14 protein-coding genes are annotated in these 14,260 nt (G+C 43.7%); 7 read left to right on the forward strand and 7 right to left on the reverse strand.

Translation table 11 applies throughout. From position 1 onward, the window contains the following. The first annotated feature begins 5 nt into the window (after positions 1-5). Complete coding sequence (locus tag AC13CK_RS07210) at positions 6-872, forward strand: EamA family transporter (protein WP_425879436.1); 867 nt, start codon at positions 6-8, stop codon at positions 870-872. Between the two features lie 53 nt (positions 873-925). On the opposite strand, the gene AC13CK_RS07215 is transcribed toward AC13CK_RS07210, so the two are convergent. Further along, positions 926-2,059, reverse strand: a complete 1,134-nt coding sequence (locus AC13CK_RS07215) for a hypothetical protein (RefSeq protein WP_425879434.1) — start codon at positions 2,057-2,059, stop codon at positions 926-928. A gap of 364 nt (positions 2,060-2,423) precedes the next feature. On the opposite strand from AC13CK_RS07215, the gene AC13CK_RS07220 reads away from it, so the two are divergent. Beyond that, positions 2,424-3,302 (forward strand): EamA family transporter, encoded by an 879-nt coding sequence (locus AC13CK_RS07220; RefSeq protein WP_425879432.1) that lies wholly within the window; start codon positions 2,424-2,426, stop codon positions 3,300-3,302. 410 nt (positions 3,303-3,712) lie between these two features. On the opposite strand, the gene AC13CK_RS07225 is transcribed toward AC13CK_RS07220, so the two are convergent. The 3 genes from AC13CK_RS07225 to truB form a co-directional block, all read right to left on the reverse strand. Beyond that, positions 3,713-4,180: a hemerythrin domain-containing protein gene (locus AC13CK_RS07225; protein ID WP_425879430.1), complete on the reverse strand. Its 468-nt coding sequence runs from the start codon at positions 4,178-4,180 to the stop codon at positions 3,713-3,715. 117 nt (positions 4,181-4,297) lie between these two features. After that, entirely contained in the window at positions 4,298-5,080 is a 783-nt protein-coding gene (locus AC13CK_RS07230) for a sulfite exporter TauE/SafE family protein (protein ID WP_005108546.1), read from the reverse strand. A 12-nt stretch (positions 5,081-5,092) separates the two neighbouring features. Then, positions 5,093-5,998 carry a tRNA pseudouridine(55) synthase TruB gene (truB, locus tag AC13CK_RS07235; RefSeq protein WP_482831041.1) on the reverse strand — a complete coding sequence of 302 codons (906 nt, stop codon included), beginning with the start codon at positions 5,996-5,998 and terminating at the stop codon, positions 5,093-5,095. A 202-nt stretch (positions 5,999-6,200) separates the two neighbouring features. On the opposite strand from truB, the gene AC13CK_RS07240 reads away from it, so the two are divergent. From AC13CK_RS07240 to AC13CK_RS07260, 5 genes are all read left to right on the forward strand, one after another. Continuing rightward, positions 6,201-7,229, forward strand: a complete 1,029-nt coding sequence (locus AC13CK_RS07240) for a lipase secretion chaperone (protein WP_425879427.1) — start codon at positions 6,201-6,203, stop codon at positions 7,227-7,229. Positions 7,230-7,619: 390 nt separating this feature from the next. Next, positions 7,620-8,630, forward strand: coding sequence for an esterase/lipase family protein (locus AC13CK_RS07245; protein ID WP_425879425.1), 1,011 nt, complete (start codon positions 7,620-7,622; stop codon positions 8,628-8,630). An 83-nt stretch (positions 8,631-8,713) separates the two neighbouring features. Further along, positions 8,714-9,685: an esterase/lipase family protein gene (locus tag AC13CK_RS07250; protein WP_425879423.1), complete on the forward strand. Its 972-nt coding sequence runs from the start codon at positions 8,714-8,716 to the stop codon at positions 9,683-9,685. 134 nt (positions 9,686-9,819) lie between these two features. Further along, positions 9,820-10,788, forward strand: a complete 969-nt coding sequence (locus AC13CK_RS07255) for an esterase/lipase family protein (RefSeq protein WP_044109069.1) — start codon at positions 9,820-9,822, stop codon at positions 10,786-10,788. 69 nt (positions 10,789-10,857) lie between these two features. Next, complete coding sequence (locus AC13CK_RS07260; protein ID WP_425879420.1) at positions 10,858-11,838, forward strand: esterase/lipase family protein; 981 nt, start codon at positions 10,858-10,860, stop codon at positions 11,836-11,838. A gap of 523 nt (positions 11,839-12,361) precedes the next feature. Here AC13CK_RS07260 and rplS read toward each other — a convergent pair. From rplS to rimM, 3 genes are all read right to left on the reverse strand, one after another. Then, on the reverse strand, positions 12,362-12,736 hold the full coding sequence (gene rplS / locus AC13CK_RS07265; protein WP_004281205.1) for a 50S ribosomal protein L19: 375 nt from the start codon (positions 12,734-12,736) through the stop codon (positions 12,362-12,364). Between the two features lie 185 nt (positions 12,737-12,921). Further along, positions 12,922-13,656, reverse strand: coding sequence for a tRNA (guanosine(37)-N1)-methyltransferase TrmD (trmD, locus tag AC13CK_RS07270; RefSeq protein WP_425879418.1), 735 nt, complete (start codon positions 13,654-13,656; stop codon positions 12,922-12,924). A gap of 28 nt (positions 13,657-13,684) precedes the next feature. Continuing rightward, the gene (gene rimM / locus AC13CK_RS07275; protein WP_004281200.1) at positions 13,685-14,233 is read right to left on the reverse strand and encodes a ribosome maturation factor RimM; all 549 of its coding nucleotides are present in this window, start codon (positions 14,231-14,233) and stop codon (positions 13,685-13,687) included. Positions 14,234-14,260: the final 27 nt, after the last annotated feature.

The raw sequence follows: 14,260 nt of genomic DNA on the forward strand, positions 1-14,260 counted from the left end.
TAGTCATGCTGAATTTTAAAATCGCACCGATGGTGCAAGCGCCGCTGATTCTGTTGATCGCCATGATCAGTATGCAAAGCAGTGGCTCCTTTGCCAAATATCTGTTCGGTCAATTTCCCATTCTGACTGTTTCCGCAATGCGTCTGCTGTTAGGCGCTATGATTTTGGCACTGATTTTTAAAATTTGGAAAATCCATTTCAGACAGATCAAGTGGCCGGCCATTATCAGTTATGGCCTTGCCCTGGCTGGCATGAATCTACTGTTTTACCTGTCGATTAATCGCCTGCCGCTGGGGATTGCCGTCTCTTTTGAATTTATTGGCCCCTTAAGTGTTGCCCTGTTTTATGCACGTCAGAAATTCGACTTTGTCTGGGTCGGACTGGCGATTCTAGGGCTAATTCTACTGTTCCCTTTTGATCAGGCTGCCCAGCCGCTTGACCCGATTGGGATGGCATTCGCCTTGGGTGCAGGTGCCTGCTGGGCCTTATATATCGTTGCCGGCCAAAGACCTTCAGGCGTTTCTGGCAATCATACTGTCTGCTTAGGCATGTTTGTCGGCATGCTGGTACTGATGCCGATCGCACTCTTTGCAGGCATGCCGGCACATACTTTTGAACCGATGAGTTTGTTGTATTTTGTGGCTTTGGCAGTACTGGCTAGTGCACTGCCTTTCACTCTAGAAATGATCGCACTGCGTAATTTAAGCGCACTGAGTTTCGGTACCTTGATGAGTTTGGAACCCGCCATTGCCGCACTCTCAGGCCTATTTTTTCTGGGTGAAACCTTGTTGTGGACACAGTGGCTGGCATTGGCCACGATTATCAGTGCTTCGGTAGGCTGTACGGTGACGACCCAAAGACAAAAATCTTGAATAAAAATAAAGGCGCTAGAGCGCCTTTATTTAAGATCACTTATTTTCAAATTTTAACGTGGTGTTGCGTCTTTAATCGCAGTATTTAATACAGTCGCTGCTGTCGCATTATAGCCATCACATCCAGAGGCAAGCTGATCATACATATATTCTGTCCATTTGATCATTAAAGAAGTTACACCTTCTTGTTTATTCAAGTCATCCAAGGCAGCCTGTCTTGATTGAGCAATATAGTCGTCGTGATCAATATGTTCCCCATGTTCCGAGAAATCAACTGAATAAATTCCGCCTTGATATTCGATCGCACCGAAATATTTGTAATATTGCATAGCAGCATCTTTATATTCTGCCTTTTTATATTTCAAGTTAGCCATCGTGTCATCTAGAATCGTTTTTGCCATTTCTTGGACAGACTGCTGTGCCTGCCATTCAGCAAGTGTGCTAAAGCCAGTTTTTACTTCCGGATCAAATTCAATATATTCTTCTTCAGGATGTTCAGCCAGAAGACGGAAACATTTAGAGCCATTTGGGAATTTGCGGGCCTTCTGCAAATCGACAAAATTGGTTGCAAACTCATTATAGTATTTACGCTCAGCTGTCGTATTATCACTGTTAAAGAACACTCTGGTCGCGGGATCATCATACATTTTCACCACAGCAATATTGGTACGTTCAGTTAATGCTTTACCAGACAGGTCATACCACGCTATGTGTCGATGATTGCTGATATTGTTCTCAGGTATCGTCACAGGACGACTTTTAAATTGAGTCGTCGTATTTTCTAATATTTTTTCCAGCTTATAACCTAATGCTGTACGGGTGCGATCTGCAGGGAACACCCCTTTTGTTGTGACATAAGTTGAGAAGACCATATCTTCTTCAAGATCGTATTCGGTATCAACAGCGCTGTTATCATCCGCATATAATATGCCGTCAGTAATTTTATTTTTATGACTAGCTAATAGAAGTTTTTGCGATTCCATCTCTGATCCATCAATATTCGGTAAGTTGAATTGATAGTTATAGAATTCAGAAATGGTATCTGATGCTCCATCACCCGGGGTTCCAGGATTGGTCGGTGCAGGTTGACTAGTGACTGGTTCATTATTATCAGAACTGTCGGAACCACCACCACATGCTGCCAGCATGCAGCTAAAAATGGCGCAAGAGAGTACTCTTAATTTCATTATTATCTACCTTAATTATTTGATATTGTTATTTTAATTCTGTCCCGAAACACGGGATCTAAGATGTTTTCATTGTTATTTTAAAACTAACCCGAATCACGAGGTCTAAGATATTTTAATAAATATAAAAACAAGATCAATTTAAAAATTGATTAATTTGTAACCGCAATTACATAGAAGATTAACTTTAAATTTAAAATCTTTAGATATTTGATCGGGCCAAAACTTAACTTGATTGAATCAAAATTTAAGTTCACCTCGGGAAAATATTTCCTTGCCCTACTCATTAAAAATTAACCAGTTTGCTATAATTTCATTTCCCCCTATTTCTCATTTTCACCCGCTCTGGGTAGAAGCTGCTTCCATGCCAAACGCCCAACTCCTTGCCGTATTGTTCATGGTCTTATCCATGACCTCCTACCAGATCAGTGCATCTTTTGCCAAACAGCTGTTTAGTGTGCTGGATCCGGTCACTGTGACCATTTTAAGGCTGTGCTTTGCAGCAATGATTGTTGGGGTAATGTTTCGTTCCTGGAAAATTATTTCCCGTTTGCCTTTTTTGAAATGGCGGGATTTGCTCTGCTATAGCGCTGCTTTAGGGGTCATGAATATTTTATTCTATCTGTCTCTGGGAAGATTACCGCAGGGAATTGCAGTCGGTCTGGAGTTTATTGGTCCTTTAGGTCTGGCCCTGCTTTCGATCAAACATCGTAGTGACTATATTTGGGTATTAATGGCCATTTTAGGCATCGCACTGATGGTGCCATGGGGACAGGCCAATAGTAGTAATTTCGACCTGGTGGGCGCCGCCTGTGCTTTAGGTGCGGGGTTATGTTGGGCACTGTATATTTTCTTCGGGCAACGCGTGGTTCAGCAGAATATCGGCATGCATGCACTGACTATTGCGATCAGTATTTCAGCCTTATGCCTGTTACCGATCGGACTGTATAACAATGCTCCTGCCTTGATAGACACCCAGCATTGGGGCAAGGCAATTACTATTGCTGTACTGGCAACAGCCATTCCTTATGCTCTGGATTTAAAGGCACTTCAGCATTTGAATAAAACCAGCTATGGCACTCTATCCAGCCTGTCTCCGGCTTTGGCTGCACTGACCGGTTTTGTACTATTGGGCGAAAAAATTACGCTTCTTCAGACCGTGGCACTGATCTGTATCATGCTGGCATCTGTCGGTGTGACTGTACGTGCCGCCCGTCAAGGATCGGTAGAAAAGAATGCTTAAAAGCCTTATTGGAATCTAAACAACTGACTAAATATTTGCATTAATTCTTTCACTTTCTTCCTTTGAGATAAATCTAAAGAAGAAATGAATGGATAAAAAATCTGATCACTCCAGATAGAAACATAACCATGTGCCATAACTGAAAGGAAGAGATTTTTGATACGCGAGTGTGGCAAGGATGCCACATGTTACCCATCACGACAGGACGTTGTGTATGGGTAACAAAAGACTTTTGCCTACTTTGGGTCTTTCCAAAGTAGGGAGATTGCCTACACAAAAGCATTTAAATTTTTAAGAAAATGAGGCTGTACAAGCTTCTGAAGCTCAACATGCATAGCGATTAACTCAAACATCTAATTTGAGTTATAAATTATGGAAAAGTAACTAATCAAATGTCATCTTTTCGATGTTTAGCTTTGTACCAGCATATCTTTTTTCATGTCTTTATAACGCTGATATTCATTCTTGTACTGCACTGCTAAAGCGGTCTTCTGCTTTTCATCCAGAATTTTACCGGCCTGCTGGAAGAAACCATGTTCCTCTTCTTTTAAGTGATGATGCACCTTTTCGGAAAGTTTTTTGGCCATGGCAATCCAGCCTGGATTACTCAATTCAGTTGCAGTTAATTCCTCGACCATTTCATCCATTTCATGATGTTCGGCCAAGGCATGGCGGGTAATATTCAGGCCCGAATCGGTCATCATCAAGGGAATATAAAAATAACGGTCTTCCGCAGCTTCATGCGCAAATAATTCATTTTTCAGTTGCTTGAACAGCTCACGGCGTTCTGGTGTATCCCCGGAAGTCTGTAATAGTTTTTCTGCAAGATCACGCTGAATCTCATGACTCTCTCTTAATGCTTCAAAAATAGTCGTCATTCCGATATTTCTCCGATTGTTTTATTTTTCATATCATTGATTCTAGAAGATTTTCAGAACAGGTTTAGACGCAGTTTATACAGTGATTTGTTAAGAAATTTTAATATCGAGAATGATTTACATCGGATTTAGATCTAAAAAAAACATCTGGTATGCCATCCGGCAAATCAGCAGACTGACCAGAATCAAAAATAAAACCCGGATAAAGCCACTGCCATATTTAAATGCCAAACGCACCCCGACCAAGGAACCACAAATATTGACTATCGCCATCATTGCCCCGACCATAAACAGCACATTGCCACTGGGAATAAAAAAGCTTAAGGCGGCCAGGTTGGTGGTGAAATTAGCAATTTTCGATAAGGCCGATGCATGCAGGAAGTCGACGCTCAAATAGCGAATAAAAAAGAAAATAAAGAAACTACCGGTGCCCGGACCAAAGATACCATCATAAAAGCCTATCGCCAGACTGCCCAAAGCGGCCAGAATCAACATTTTCCGATTCAGTTTTTGTTCGGTATGCACCTGGCCAAACTGTTTTTTCATCAAGGTATAGATTGCGATCACGATCAACATGACCAGTACAAAAGGCTTAAGGATCTCGACTGGAATTAGCGTAACGCTGGCTGCACCAATAAAAGAACTGACAAAACTGCATAGTGCAATCACGCCCAAGAGCAACCAGGGCAGTTTTACCTGACGTAGATAGGAAAATGCCGCAGAAGCGGTGCCACAAATGGAAGCGAGTTTATTGGTGCCAAAGACCGTAGCAGGCTGTAAATGCGGTAAACTCCCCATAATTGCCGGGATCTGGATCAGACCACCACCACCCACGGCAGCATCAATCGCCCCTGCAAAAAATGCAAAGACAACCAGACTGATGATGATCTCTATTTCCATATCTTGACTCGATTAGAGGTTCAGGACGCGTTTGGGTACCAGACGTTTTTTGTCGGTAATTTCTGCCAGCCCCAGACATTTCTCGCCATCAAAAACCAGCACCTGTTCAGCTGCTTCATGTTCGATATTGCTTTCCATGCCGCGGCTAAAATATTCTGCGCGACCTTCGGGTACCTGCACTTTTGGAAAATGATCAACCGGTGCATAGGCCGGCAACAACAGTGCATCACGCTCTGCTTCGCTCAGGCTTTCCAGATATTCAATGGTATAACTCGGGATCAAATCAAAATGACCGGTTTTGATGCGGTGCAGATAAGTCAGATGGCCATAAGTTCCCAGTGCTTTGGCAATATCTTCACCCAATACCCGGATATAAGTCCCTTTAGAACAGGTAATATCCAGCGTGATACTGTTCTCCGTAAAGGATAAAAGCTCAATCGCTAAAATGGTAATCGGACGTGCTTCACGTTCAATCTCGATACCTTTGCGCGCCAGTTCGTATAAAGGACGGCCTTCTTTTTTCAAGGCAGAATACATTGGCGGCACTTGCTGGATATCACCCACAAATTGCGCCAGTGTTTCCTGAATCAAAGACTCGGATAATTCAGGAACCACTTTTTCCAAGAGCACCTCGCCTTCCACATCACCCGTGGTGGTGCTATGCCCCAAAAATACGGTCGTCTGATAACGCTTGACCGAATCTAATAAATAATGCGAAAACTTGGTCGCCTCCCCCAAACACACGGGCAATAAACCGGATGCCAGCGGATCCAGCGCACCGGTATGGCCGGCTTTTTGTGCACGGTACAACCAGCGGACTCTTTGTAATGCGGCATTAGAGCTGATACCCAAAGTCTTGTTGAGCAGGAAGACACCACTGAGATGACGGCGCTGAATTTTAGGAGATGATGCTTTCATGGCAAAAAATCAGACATTTTATAAATTGGCGCCATGGTAAAACCCTGCGAGATGATTTACAACTTTTCTATAGTCTCTAATGATTTTTATGGCATATTGAGCCGGCTTGAACATCTAAAAGCTTTAATATCTAAAAGCTTGAATATCTAAAAGCTTGAATATCTAAAAATAATGAAATAACGAGAAAATAGGTGCATAGGATATGCAGAAATATAAAATATGGATCATTCTGGCGTTGCTGGTGCTGTGTATTCTCACATTGATCTTATGGCTGTCTCCAAAAGAAAATACCCAGGCGGATACCGGGACAAAAATGCCTTTAACTGAAACTCAGGCAGAACAAACCGCACTCTTGGTCAATGGCCCTGCCAATGCAGCTTTCCCCAGTGCCAGCCAGCAAGATACCGAAATTAATTGTCAGATGCAGCTAGACGCCAGCAACCGTCTGATTGTGAATGAACAGACCCGCAACTGTTTTGAATATTTTATTACCCAGTTCGGTGAAAAAAATCTGCAGCAGATCCAGCAGGATTTTAAAGCCTATATTCGCCAGAATCATAAAGAGCCTGCACTCTCGCAAATTCTGGATTTATGGGATCGTTATCTCCAGTACCGTCAGGGCTTGGGCCAGCTCACTGCACCGGCCGGGCTAAATCAGGAAGATCCTGCCTATTATCGCAGTATCTATAACAGTACCCAGAATTTGCGCCAGCAATACTTTTCCAAGTATGAAATTGAGGGCTTGTTTGGCACAGAAGACGCCTATCATGAATATACCCTGGACCGGATGAGCGTACTGGCAGACAAAAGCTTAACGGAGACTGAAAAAGCGCAAAAGCTCAAAGCACTGTTTCAGCAGCTCCCGCAGGACTGGCAGGAAAATCTGGAACAACTGAATAAACTGGAAGATTTGCGCAAACTTACCGCAGATATTAAAGCTCGTGGCGGTTCCCGTGATGAAATCCGGCAAATGCGGATGAATCTGGTCGGTGCTGAAGCGACACAACGTCTGGAACAACTGGATGTACAACGTAGCGACTGGAAAAACCGGGTGACGGGCTATTTAGATGAACGGGATCAGATTACCCAGTCCGGCATGTCAGATACCGCCAAACAGCAAGCCATTGCCCAGCTTCGCAGCAAACATTTTAATACACCGCAAGAACAGCTGCGGGTAGAAACCTTTGAACAGGTTCATGATCAGGGAGCCAAGCTGCCCTTTGCTGACTAAGCCTAAAAGCCATCACCTGTTGATGGCTTTTTTATAAATGCCCTTTTGATAACTTTATATTTTTTCTCAAAATGATCTTTTATATTTGTTTCTAAATATTTCGAATTTACACAAAATAACTTAGATAAATTTCAATTATTTCAAAGACTTTTTATTTAAATACATCTGCAAATAAAACACATACTTACAATGTAAATTCCTCCTGTCCTGCATGTCCCCAAATGACATGGTTTTAGACCTCTGAAGTGAAAAAATACCGCTTCATTAAAAGAAAATTTGCTTAGCCACTGAAGGCCGAAACTGTATTTTCATCGTCTGATTTGTGGCTTGCGACACTCTACAAAAAGCAATGATTACTTGAATAAAGATAGAATTAAAAAAGGGACAGCTATGCATACTTTCAGCAAGACAGCCCAGTTACTGACTGTGGCTTTAGCGACTACTCTGGGATTCAGTTTTTCTGCACAGACTCAGGCTGCAGCGAGTGCAACACAAGTCATCGAAAAGAGCCGGTCTGACTATGCCAAGACCAAATATCCCATCCTGATGGTGCATGGCTGGCTAGGCTGGTCACGCATTGGCACCGATAGTATCGGGCTGGATTACTGGTATCAGATTCTGCCAGATATGGCACGTAATGGCTCAACCGTCTTTGCGGCACAATTGTCTCCAGCAAATACAACGGCGCATCGCGGTGAACAACTAGTTCATCAGGTTGAAGAGGTTGTGGCAATTACCGGCAAGAAAAAACTGAATTTGATTGGTCACTCTCATGGCGGACCAACAGTGCTGTATGTTGCAGCGACCCAGCCGCAGTATATCGCCTCTATTACTGGCGTTGCAGGAACCTACCATGGCTCCAAAGTGGCAGATGATATTCAGAACAATAGCCTGACGCGTACCGCCTTTAACATTTTAGGTGATTATATTATTGGTCCATTGATTGCACTGGGTCAGTTTAAGCCTGAACTGGAAATTGATTTTGATGCTTCCATGAAATCCCTGACCCAGACCGGCTCAAATACTTTTAATGCCACAGTGGCACAACAGGTAGTCAAAGATGGCGTGTTGGCGTCCACAGAAAACTGCAATAAAAATTTAAAACAGAAAGACAGTAAAGGTATTCATTATTATTCATGGACGGGTGTGGCCCAAGCCACCAATGCCCTGGATATTGATACGATCCTGATGCAGCTCGGCCCTTTATCTTATGGCAGTAAAGACAATGATGGCATGGTTTCACGTTGTAGTGCGTTCATGGGCAAGGTGATTCATGACCAGTACAAACTCAATCATACGGACCTGGCCAATATGATGTTTGGTCTGAAAGGCGTGTTTGCACCCGATCCGATCGCCCTCTATCGCCAGCATGCCAACCGACTCAAATTAGAAGGTTTATAACGCCAGGGTGCCTATATTTCAGCTGAAATATAGGCTTTTTTCTGGTTCTTTTCATTTGATCTATCAGTGACCGGGAAGCTGCAATGAAAAAAATAATCTATCACTTGAACCTTTTACTGCTGGTTTCCATCTTGACTGGCCCTGTGCAAGCCTCGGCATTACAGGAATATAAAAGCAATTTTGTCCTCTCGAGTTATGCCAAGACAAAATATCCGATGGTCTTTGTTCATGGTTTTGGTCTGGGTTTTAACCGGATTGGAACGGAGAGCATCGGTCTGGATTACTGGTATCAGATTCCCCAAGACCTGAGCCGGCATGGTGCACGGGTATTTTCTGCCGAATTGTCTGCTGTTGCGTCCAATGAACTCCGCGGTGAACAGCTCTTGATGCAAATTGATGAAGTACTGGCATTAACTGGTCAGAAGAAAGTCAATCTGATTGGGCATAGCCAAGGTGGCCCAACGATTCAATATATCGAGGGCGTTGCGCCACATAAAGCTGCCTCCTTAACCGCTATTGCGGGCGCTATGCAAGGCACACCAGTTTTTGTCAATGCCAGCCAGACACTCCTCCTTGCACCCTTTATCCATGCCATCGGTACAATTCTGGGACATAGCATGAATCTGGTTACAGCTAACCAGTATCCGGTCAGTATGATCGAAGCACTGGAAGCCATGAATCCAGAGGCGATTCAGGCTTTCAATATGAAATATGGCTCCTCTGCCATTCCCAAAGACTGTCAGTCTCAGGGCAGCAAACTCACGCCAAATCGAATTTACCACTATTCCTGGATGGGCAACCGGCAGGCAACCAATTCCTTGGATGTAATTGAGTCTACAGTCGTGACTTTAGGTAGCAGTTTCTTGAAAGGAGAAGCCAATGATGGTGCTCTGCCGTTGTGTAGCGGACGTTATGGCCAAATCATTCGTCAGGATTATGCCCACAATCATTTTGATGAAGTAAACCAGTTTTTTGGTATTTTGGGCCCTTTCGCGCAGGATCCGATCGCACTCTATCGCCAACATGCCAACCGGCTCAAGCTGCAAGGCTTATAAATCACTCATCTTTATGAATAGATCTAATGGATTAATCAACAAATTTTGGAAAACCTAGTTCCTGTCAACTCGGGGAACTCTAAAGAACCGGATGAGGATCATCCCGTTAAAACAACACAAGTGAGGAAAATATAATGAAATTCGGAATATTAATCACTGGCCTGCTGCTGGCGGGTACATGTCTCAGCACCCAGGCATCCACCCAGGCCAGTCAGGTCACAGCAAAAGCTAGTTCACAATATGCCAAGACCCAATATCCGATTGTCTTTGCACATGGTATGGCGGGTTTCATCCGGATCGGTACTGACCAGTTTGGACTGGATTACTGGTATCAGATTTTACCGGATCTGGCGCGTAATGGCGGTAATGTCTGGGCAACACGTGTCTCGCCTTTTAACTCATCGGAAATTCGGGGTGAGCAACTTTTAGAGCAGGTAAATGAAATTCTGGCCATTACCGGTGCAAAGAAAGTCAATCTGATCGGTCATTCCCATGGCGGCCCGACCATTCGTTATGTCGCAGGTGCAGGGAATGGAATAGTCGCTTCCCTGACTTCTGTCGGTGCTCCGCATAAGGGCTCCCCGGTTGGAGACCTGATCCTGCAAGCAGAAGGTACACCGATACAAGGGCCTTTAGTCGGTGGTATCAACCTGGTGTCTAAGGCCATCACCTGGGCACAAGGGTTGGATCCGAACAGTTTCCCGCATGATTCTCTGGCCGGTGGTAGCAGCCTGACCCTGGCAGGATCCGCTCAATTCAACCAGAAATATCCGCTCGGTATGCCAACCACCGCCTGCGGTGAAGGTAAGGAAAAAGACGGTGATATTCGTCATTATTCATTTACCGGTATAGGTCAAGTCACCAATCCGCTCGATCCTGATTCAGCCTTGACAGTTACAGCTCTACTCATTGATGGCGGCAAGGAAAATGATGGTCTGGTCTCCCGCTGTAGTGCCAAATTCGGTAAAACCATTCGGGATAACTACAACTGGAACCATCTGGATGAAGTGAACCAGTTCCTCGGATTAAAAAATATCTTTGCTCCAGACCCAGTCGATGTTTATCGCCAGCATGCCAACCGGCTCAAATTGCAAGGCCTGTAATTCAATCTCATCCCTGTCATCCCAATGCACAGGGATTTTCTAATTTTTAAACCGCCAAAATGGAACTTTATGAAAATTAGAACGCATTTTATAACCTTATGCTGCGTGTTATTTGCGGGCCAATATGTGCAGGCTTCCAATTTGCAGCAAGCAGAATCCAGATTTGTCGTGTCCAATTATGCAAAAACACAATACCCGATTGTATTTGCACATGGCATGGTCGGCTTTAATCGAATTGGTTTTGATGCCTTAGGCATGGATTATTGGTATCAAATTTTGCCAGATTTAGCCCGTAACGGTTCAACTGCCTTTGCCACCCGCATCTCACCTTTCAATTCCAGCGAAATCAGAGGTGAACAATATGTGGAGCAACTGAAAGAAGTCATGGCAATCACCGGCGCCAAAAAACTGAATTTAATTGGTCATAGTCATGATACGCATAGCGTGCGTTATGCAGCCGGGGTGATGCCGCAACATGTAGCCTCAGTGATGACTGTGGGCGGCGCCAATCAAGGGACGATTGTCGCCTCTGATGTTATGCGACTTGCCAATCAGACCGGAACATCTGAACTGCTCAATACCCTGATCAGCAGTTTTGGTAACGTCATCATGTGGGCACAAGGCTTAGACGGTCAAGCTTTCCCGCACAATGCCCTTGCAGCAGGACACAGCACGTCGATTGAAGGCACAGCCGAATTTAACCAACGCTTTAAACTCGGGCTTTCGCTGAGTCCATGTGGTGAGGGAAAATATAAAGACCAAGACATTGCGCTGTATTCAATGACGGGCAATCAACCCGTGACCAATCCCCTAGATGTCAGCGATGCCGCCATGAAAGCCTTGGATCTACTTTCTGCGAGCAAGGCTGGCGCAAATGATGGAATTGTGTCGGTATGTAGTGCCAAATTTGGTAAAACGATTCGTGATGATTACCCGTGGAATCATCTGGATGAAATCAACTTGTTGTTTGGCATTAAAGGTACCTTTGCGCCTGATCCAGTTGCTGCCTATCGTCAGCATGCCAACCGTTTAAAACTGCAAGGTTTATAAAACCACCCAAGCCTCTATTCATCCAGAGGCTTTTCTATCTTATTTTTCGCTAATTTTTTTCTTAAAATTTACTTGTTAATCATGATCAAACTGCATATAAAATATTCATCAAATATAAAAAAATAAGTGTGAAATAAAATAAATGCAGATACGTTCTATAGAAATCAAAAACAAATTTAAAAGAACCTGCCCCTGCTGCAAACGAAAAGTCATTAATCCTTTTCAATTTAAAAAATATGAGCCTTATTATTGCCCCTCTTGTCATCGACATATTATCGCAAATGTATGGATCAGTATTTTACTGGTTATCACACAATGTTTTATTTGCATTCAACTTTTTAATGCAGGAGTCCAGTCTTGGGGATATTTTGTATTATTCCTGATGTTTATTCATAAAATTTTCTTGGATATTTTAGATGCTATGATCTTGCCTTTGCAGGAACATTTCGAATAAATCTACATAAAAATTAGGCATAAAAAATGCGCCCAAAGGCGCATTTTTTCACTCGTATAAAACTTAAAATTAAGCTTTAGTTTTACGAGCTGGTAATTTTTCACGAATACGTGCAGCTTTACCAGACAATTCACGTAGGTAGTAAAGTTTAGCACGACGAACGTCACCACGACGTTTCACTTCGATACCAGCAACGATTGGAGAGTGAGTTTGGAATACACGCTCAACGCCAACACCGCTAGAAATTTTACGTACTGTGAACGCAGAGTTCAAACCACGGTTTTTCTTAGCAATTACAACGCCTTCGAACGCCTGTAAACGCTCACGGTCGCCTTCTTTTACTTTAACTTGAACAATAACTGTATCACCTGGTGCAAAAGCAGGGATGTTTTGTTTCAATTGTGCGTTTTCAATTACTTGAACTAAAGGATGCTTACCGCTCATGGGGTATCTCCAATATATGCGAGTCAGAAGAGGTCTGATCATCGCTGGGTATAGAGGCTAAAGCGCATAGACCCGATTATCTTTCCCTTTATGGTTGACCATCTCAACCATAAAGAGCCTATTAAAGAATACTTAAATGATTTTAAGTACTTGCTTGAAGATAGAAATGATTACTCATTAATATCTTACAAATCTTTTAGCCATTTTTTCTGCTGCTTGGTCAGTTCGACTTTTTCCACCAACTCTGGGCGGCGTTCAAGTGTACGCTGATATCGCTGCAAAAACCGCCATTTTTCAATATTGGCATGATGCCCGGACTTTAACACCTCAGGCACATCCAAACCTTCAAAATGATCTGGCTTGGTATATTGTGGGCAGTCTAGAAGACCATCCACAAATGAGTCTTGCACGTGTGACTGTTCATCAGACATGGCACCCGGAATTCTCCGGATAATACTGTCCAATAAAACCATCGCAGGCAGTTCACCACCCGACAAGACGTAATCTCCAATTGACCATTCCTGATCAACATATTGCTGGATCAAACGTTCATCGACGCCTTCATAACGTCCGCACAGTACAATGATTCCATCATATTTGACAAAATCCTGTACCGCAGTTTCGCTTAAGGTCTTTCCTTGCGGTGACATATACACCACAGGAACCTGAACTGCACCCGCTTGCGTTGCAAGCTCTTTGGCATGCTGGATTGCTTTTGCCAGAGGCTCAGCCATCATCACCATACCCGGACCACCACCGAATGGACGTTCATCCACCCGTTTATAGTTGCCCGTCGCATAATCGCGAGGATTGATACAATGAATTTGCATCAACTCACGTTTTGCTGCGCGCCCGCTAATCCCATAGGCTGTAATCGCTTCAAACATTTCAGGAAAAAGCGTAATGACTGCAAAAAACATCGCAGACTCCCGTATTTCCGAAAAATTCTTAGTAGTCTACGCCCCAATTGACGTAGATACGACCAGCTTCAAGATCAACGCGTTGCACCACATCTTTATGCCATGGGATCATTCGCTCTTCGCCATCGATGCTGTCGGCAGTTGCGCGAACCACCATCACATCGTTAGCACCTGTCTCAAACAGCTCAAAAATTTGACCGAGATTGACTTCTTGCTCTTCATCGTCCAGACCTAACACAGTTAGACCTTTTAAATCAGACCAATAGTACTCATCTACGCCTGCTTGAGGCAGTTGCGATTTAGAGATCCAGACATTGGAGCCAACCAGTTCGTCTGCGCCAGTGCGATCACTCACACCTTTCAGCGAAACAACCAGTCCTTTACCATGTGGTTTCCAACGTTTTACATCGACAATTTGCCAACCTGCTTTGGTCTCAATGTACCAAGGCAGATAGTCAAATATGTTGCTCATAGGTTCTGTATTGGAATAGACCCAGAGCCACCCATTTAATCCATATGCTGAACGCAACTGTCCAATCTGAATACGATCTTCGGGAACATTCTGTGTTGGTGTCATGGGCAAGCTACTACCTAATTTATAGAA

This window comes from Acinetobacter sp. L-24 (genome assembly GCF_056857555.1).

Coding starts and splice junctions, on each gene's coding strand:
- AC13CK_RS07215 (WP_425879434.1), bottom strand. CDS start 2,059: ATGAAATTAAGAGTACTCTCTTGCGCCATTTTTAGCTGCATGCTGGCA.
- AC13CK_RS07240 (WP_425879427.1), top strand. CDS start 6,201: ATGCAGAAATATAAAATATGGATCATTCTGGCGTTGCTGGTGCTGTGT.
- AC13CK_RS07260 (WP_425879420.1), top strand. CDS start 10,858: ATGAAAATTAGAACGCATTTTATAACCTTATGCTGCGTGTTATTTGCG.
- AC13CK_RS07250 (WP_425879423.1), top strand. CDS start 8,714: ATGAAAAAAATAATCTATCACTTGAACCTTTTACTGCTGGTTTCCATC.
- AC13CK_RS07230 (WP_005108546.1), bottom strand. CDS start 5,080: ATGGAAATAGAGATCATCATCAGTCTGGTTGTCTTTGCATTTTTTGCA.
- trmD (WP_425879418.1), bottom strand. CDS start 13,656: ATGTTTTTTGCAGTCATTACGCTTTTTCCTGAAATGTTTGAAGCGATT.
- truB (WP_482831041.1), bottom strand. CDS start 5,998: ATGAAAGCATCATCTCCTAAAATTCAGCGCCGTCATCTCAGTGGTGTC.
- AC13CK_RS07225 (WP_425879430.1), bottom strand. CDS start 4,180: ATGACGACTATTTTTGAAGCATTAAGAGAGAGTCATGAGATTCAGCGT.
- AC13CK_RS07245 (WP_425879425.1), top strand. CDS start 7,620: ATGCATACTTTCAGCAAGACAGCCCAGTTACTGACTGTGGCTTTAGCG.
- rimM (WP_004281200.1), bottom strand. CDS start 14,233: ATGACACCAACACAGAATGTTCCCGAAGATCGTATTCAGATTGGACAG.
- AC13CK_RS07210 (WP_425879436.1), top strand. CDS start 6: ATGCTGAATTTTAAAATCGCACCGATGGTGCAAGCGCCGCTGATTCTG.
- AC13CK_RS07255 (WP_044109069.1), top strand. CDS start 9,820: ATGAAATTCGGAATATTAATCACTGGCCTGCTGCTGGCGGGTACATGT.
- rplS (WP_004281205.1), bottom strand. CDS start 12,736: ATGAGCGGTAAGCATCCTTTAGTTCAAGTAATTGAAAACGCACAATTG.
- AC13CK_RS07220 (WP_425879432.1), top strand. CDS start 2,424: ATGCCAAACGCCCAACTCCTTGCCGTATTGTTCATGGTCTTATCCATG.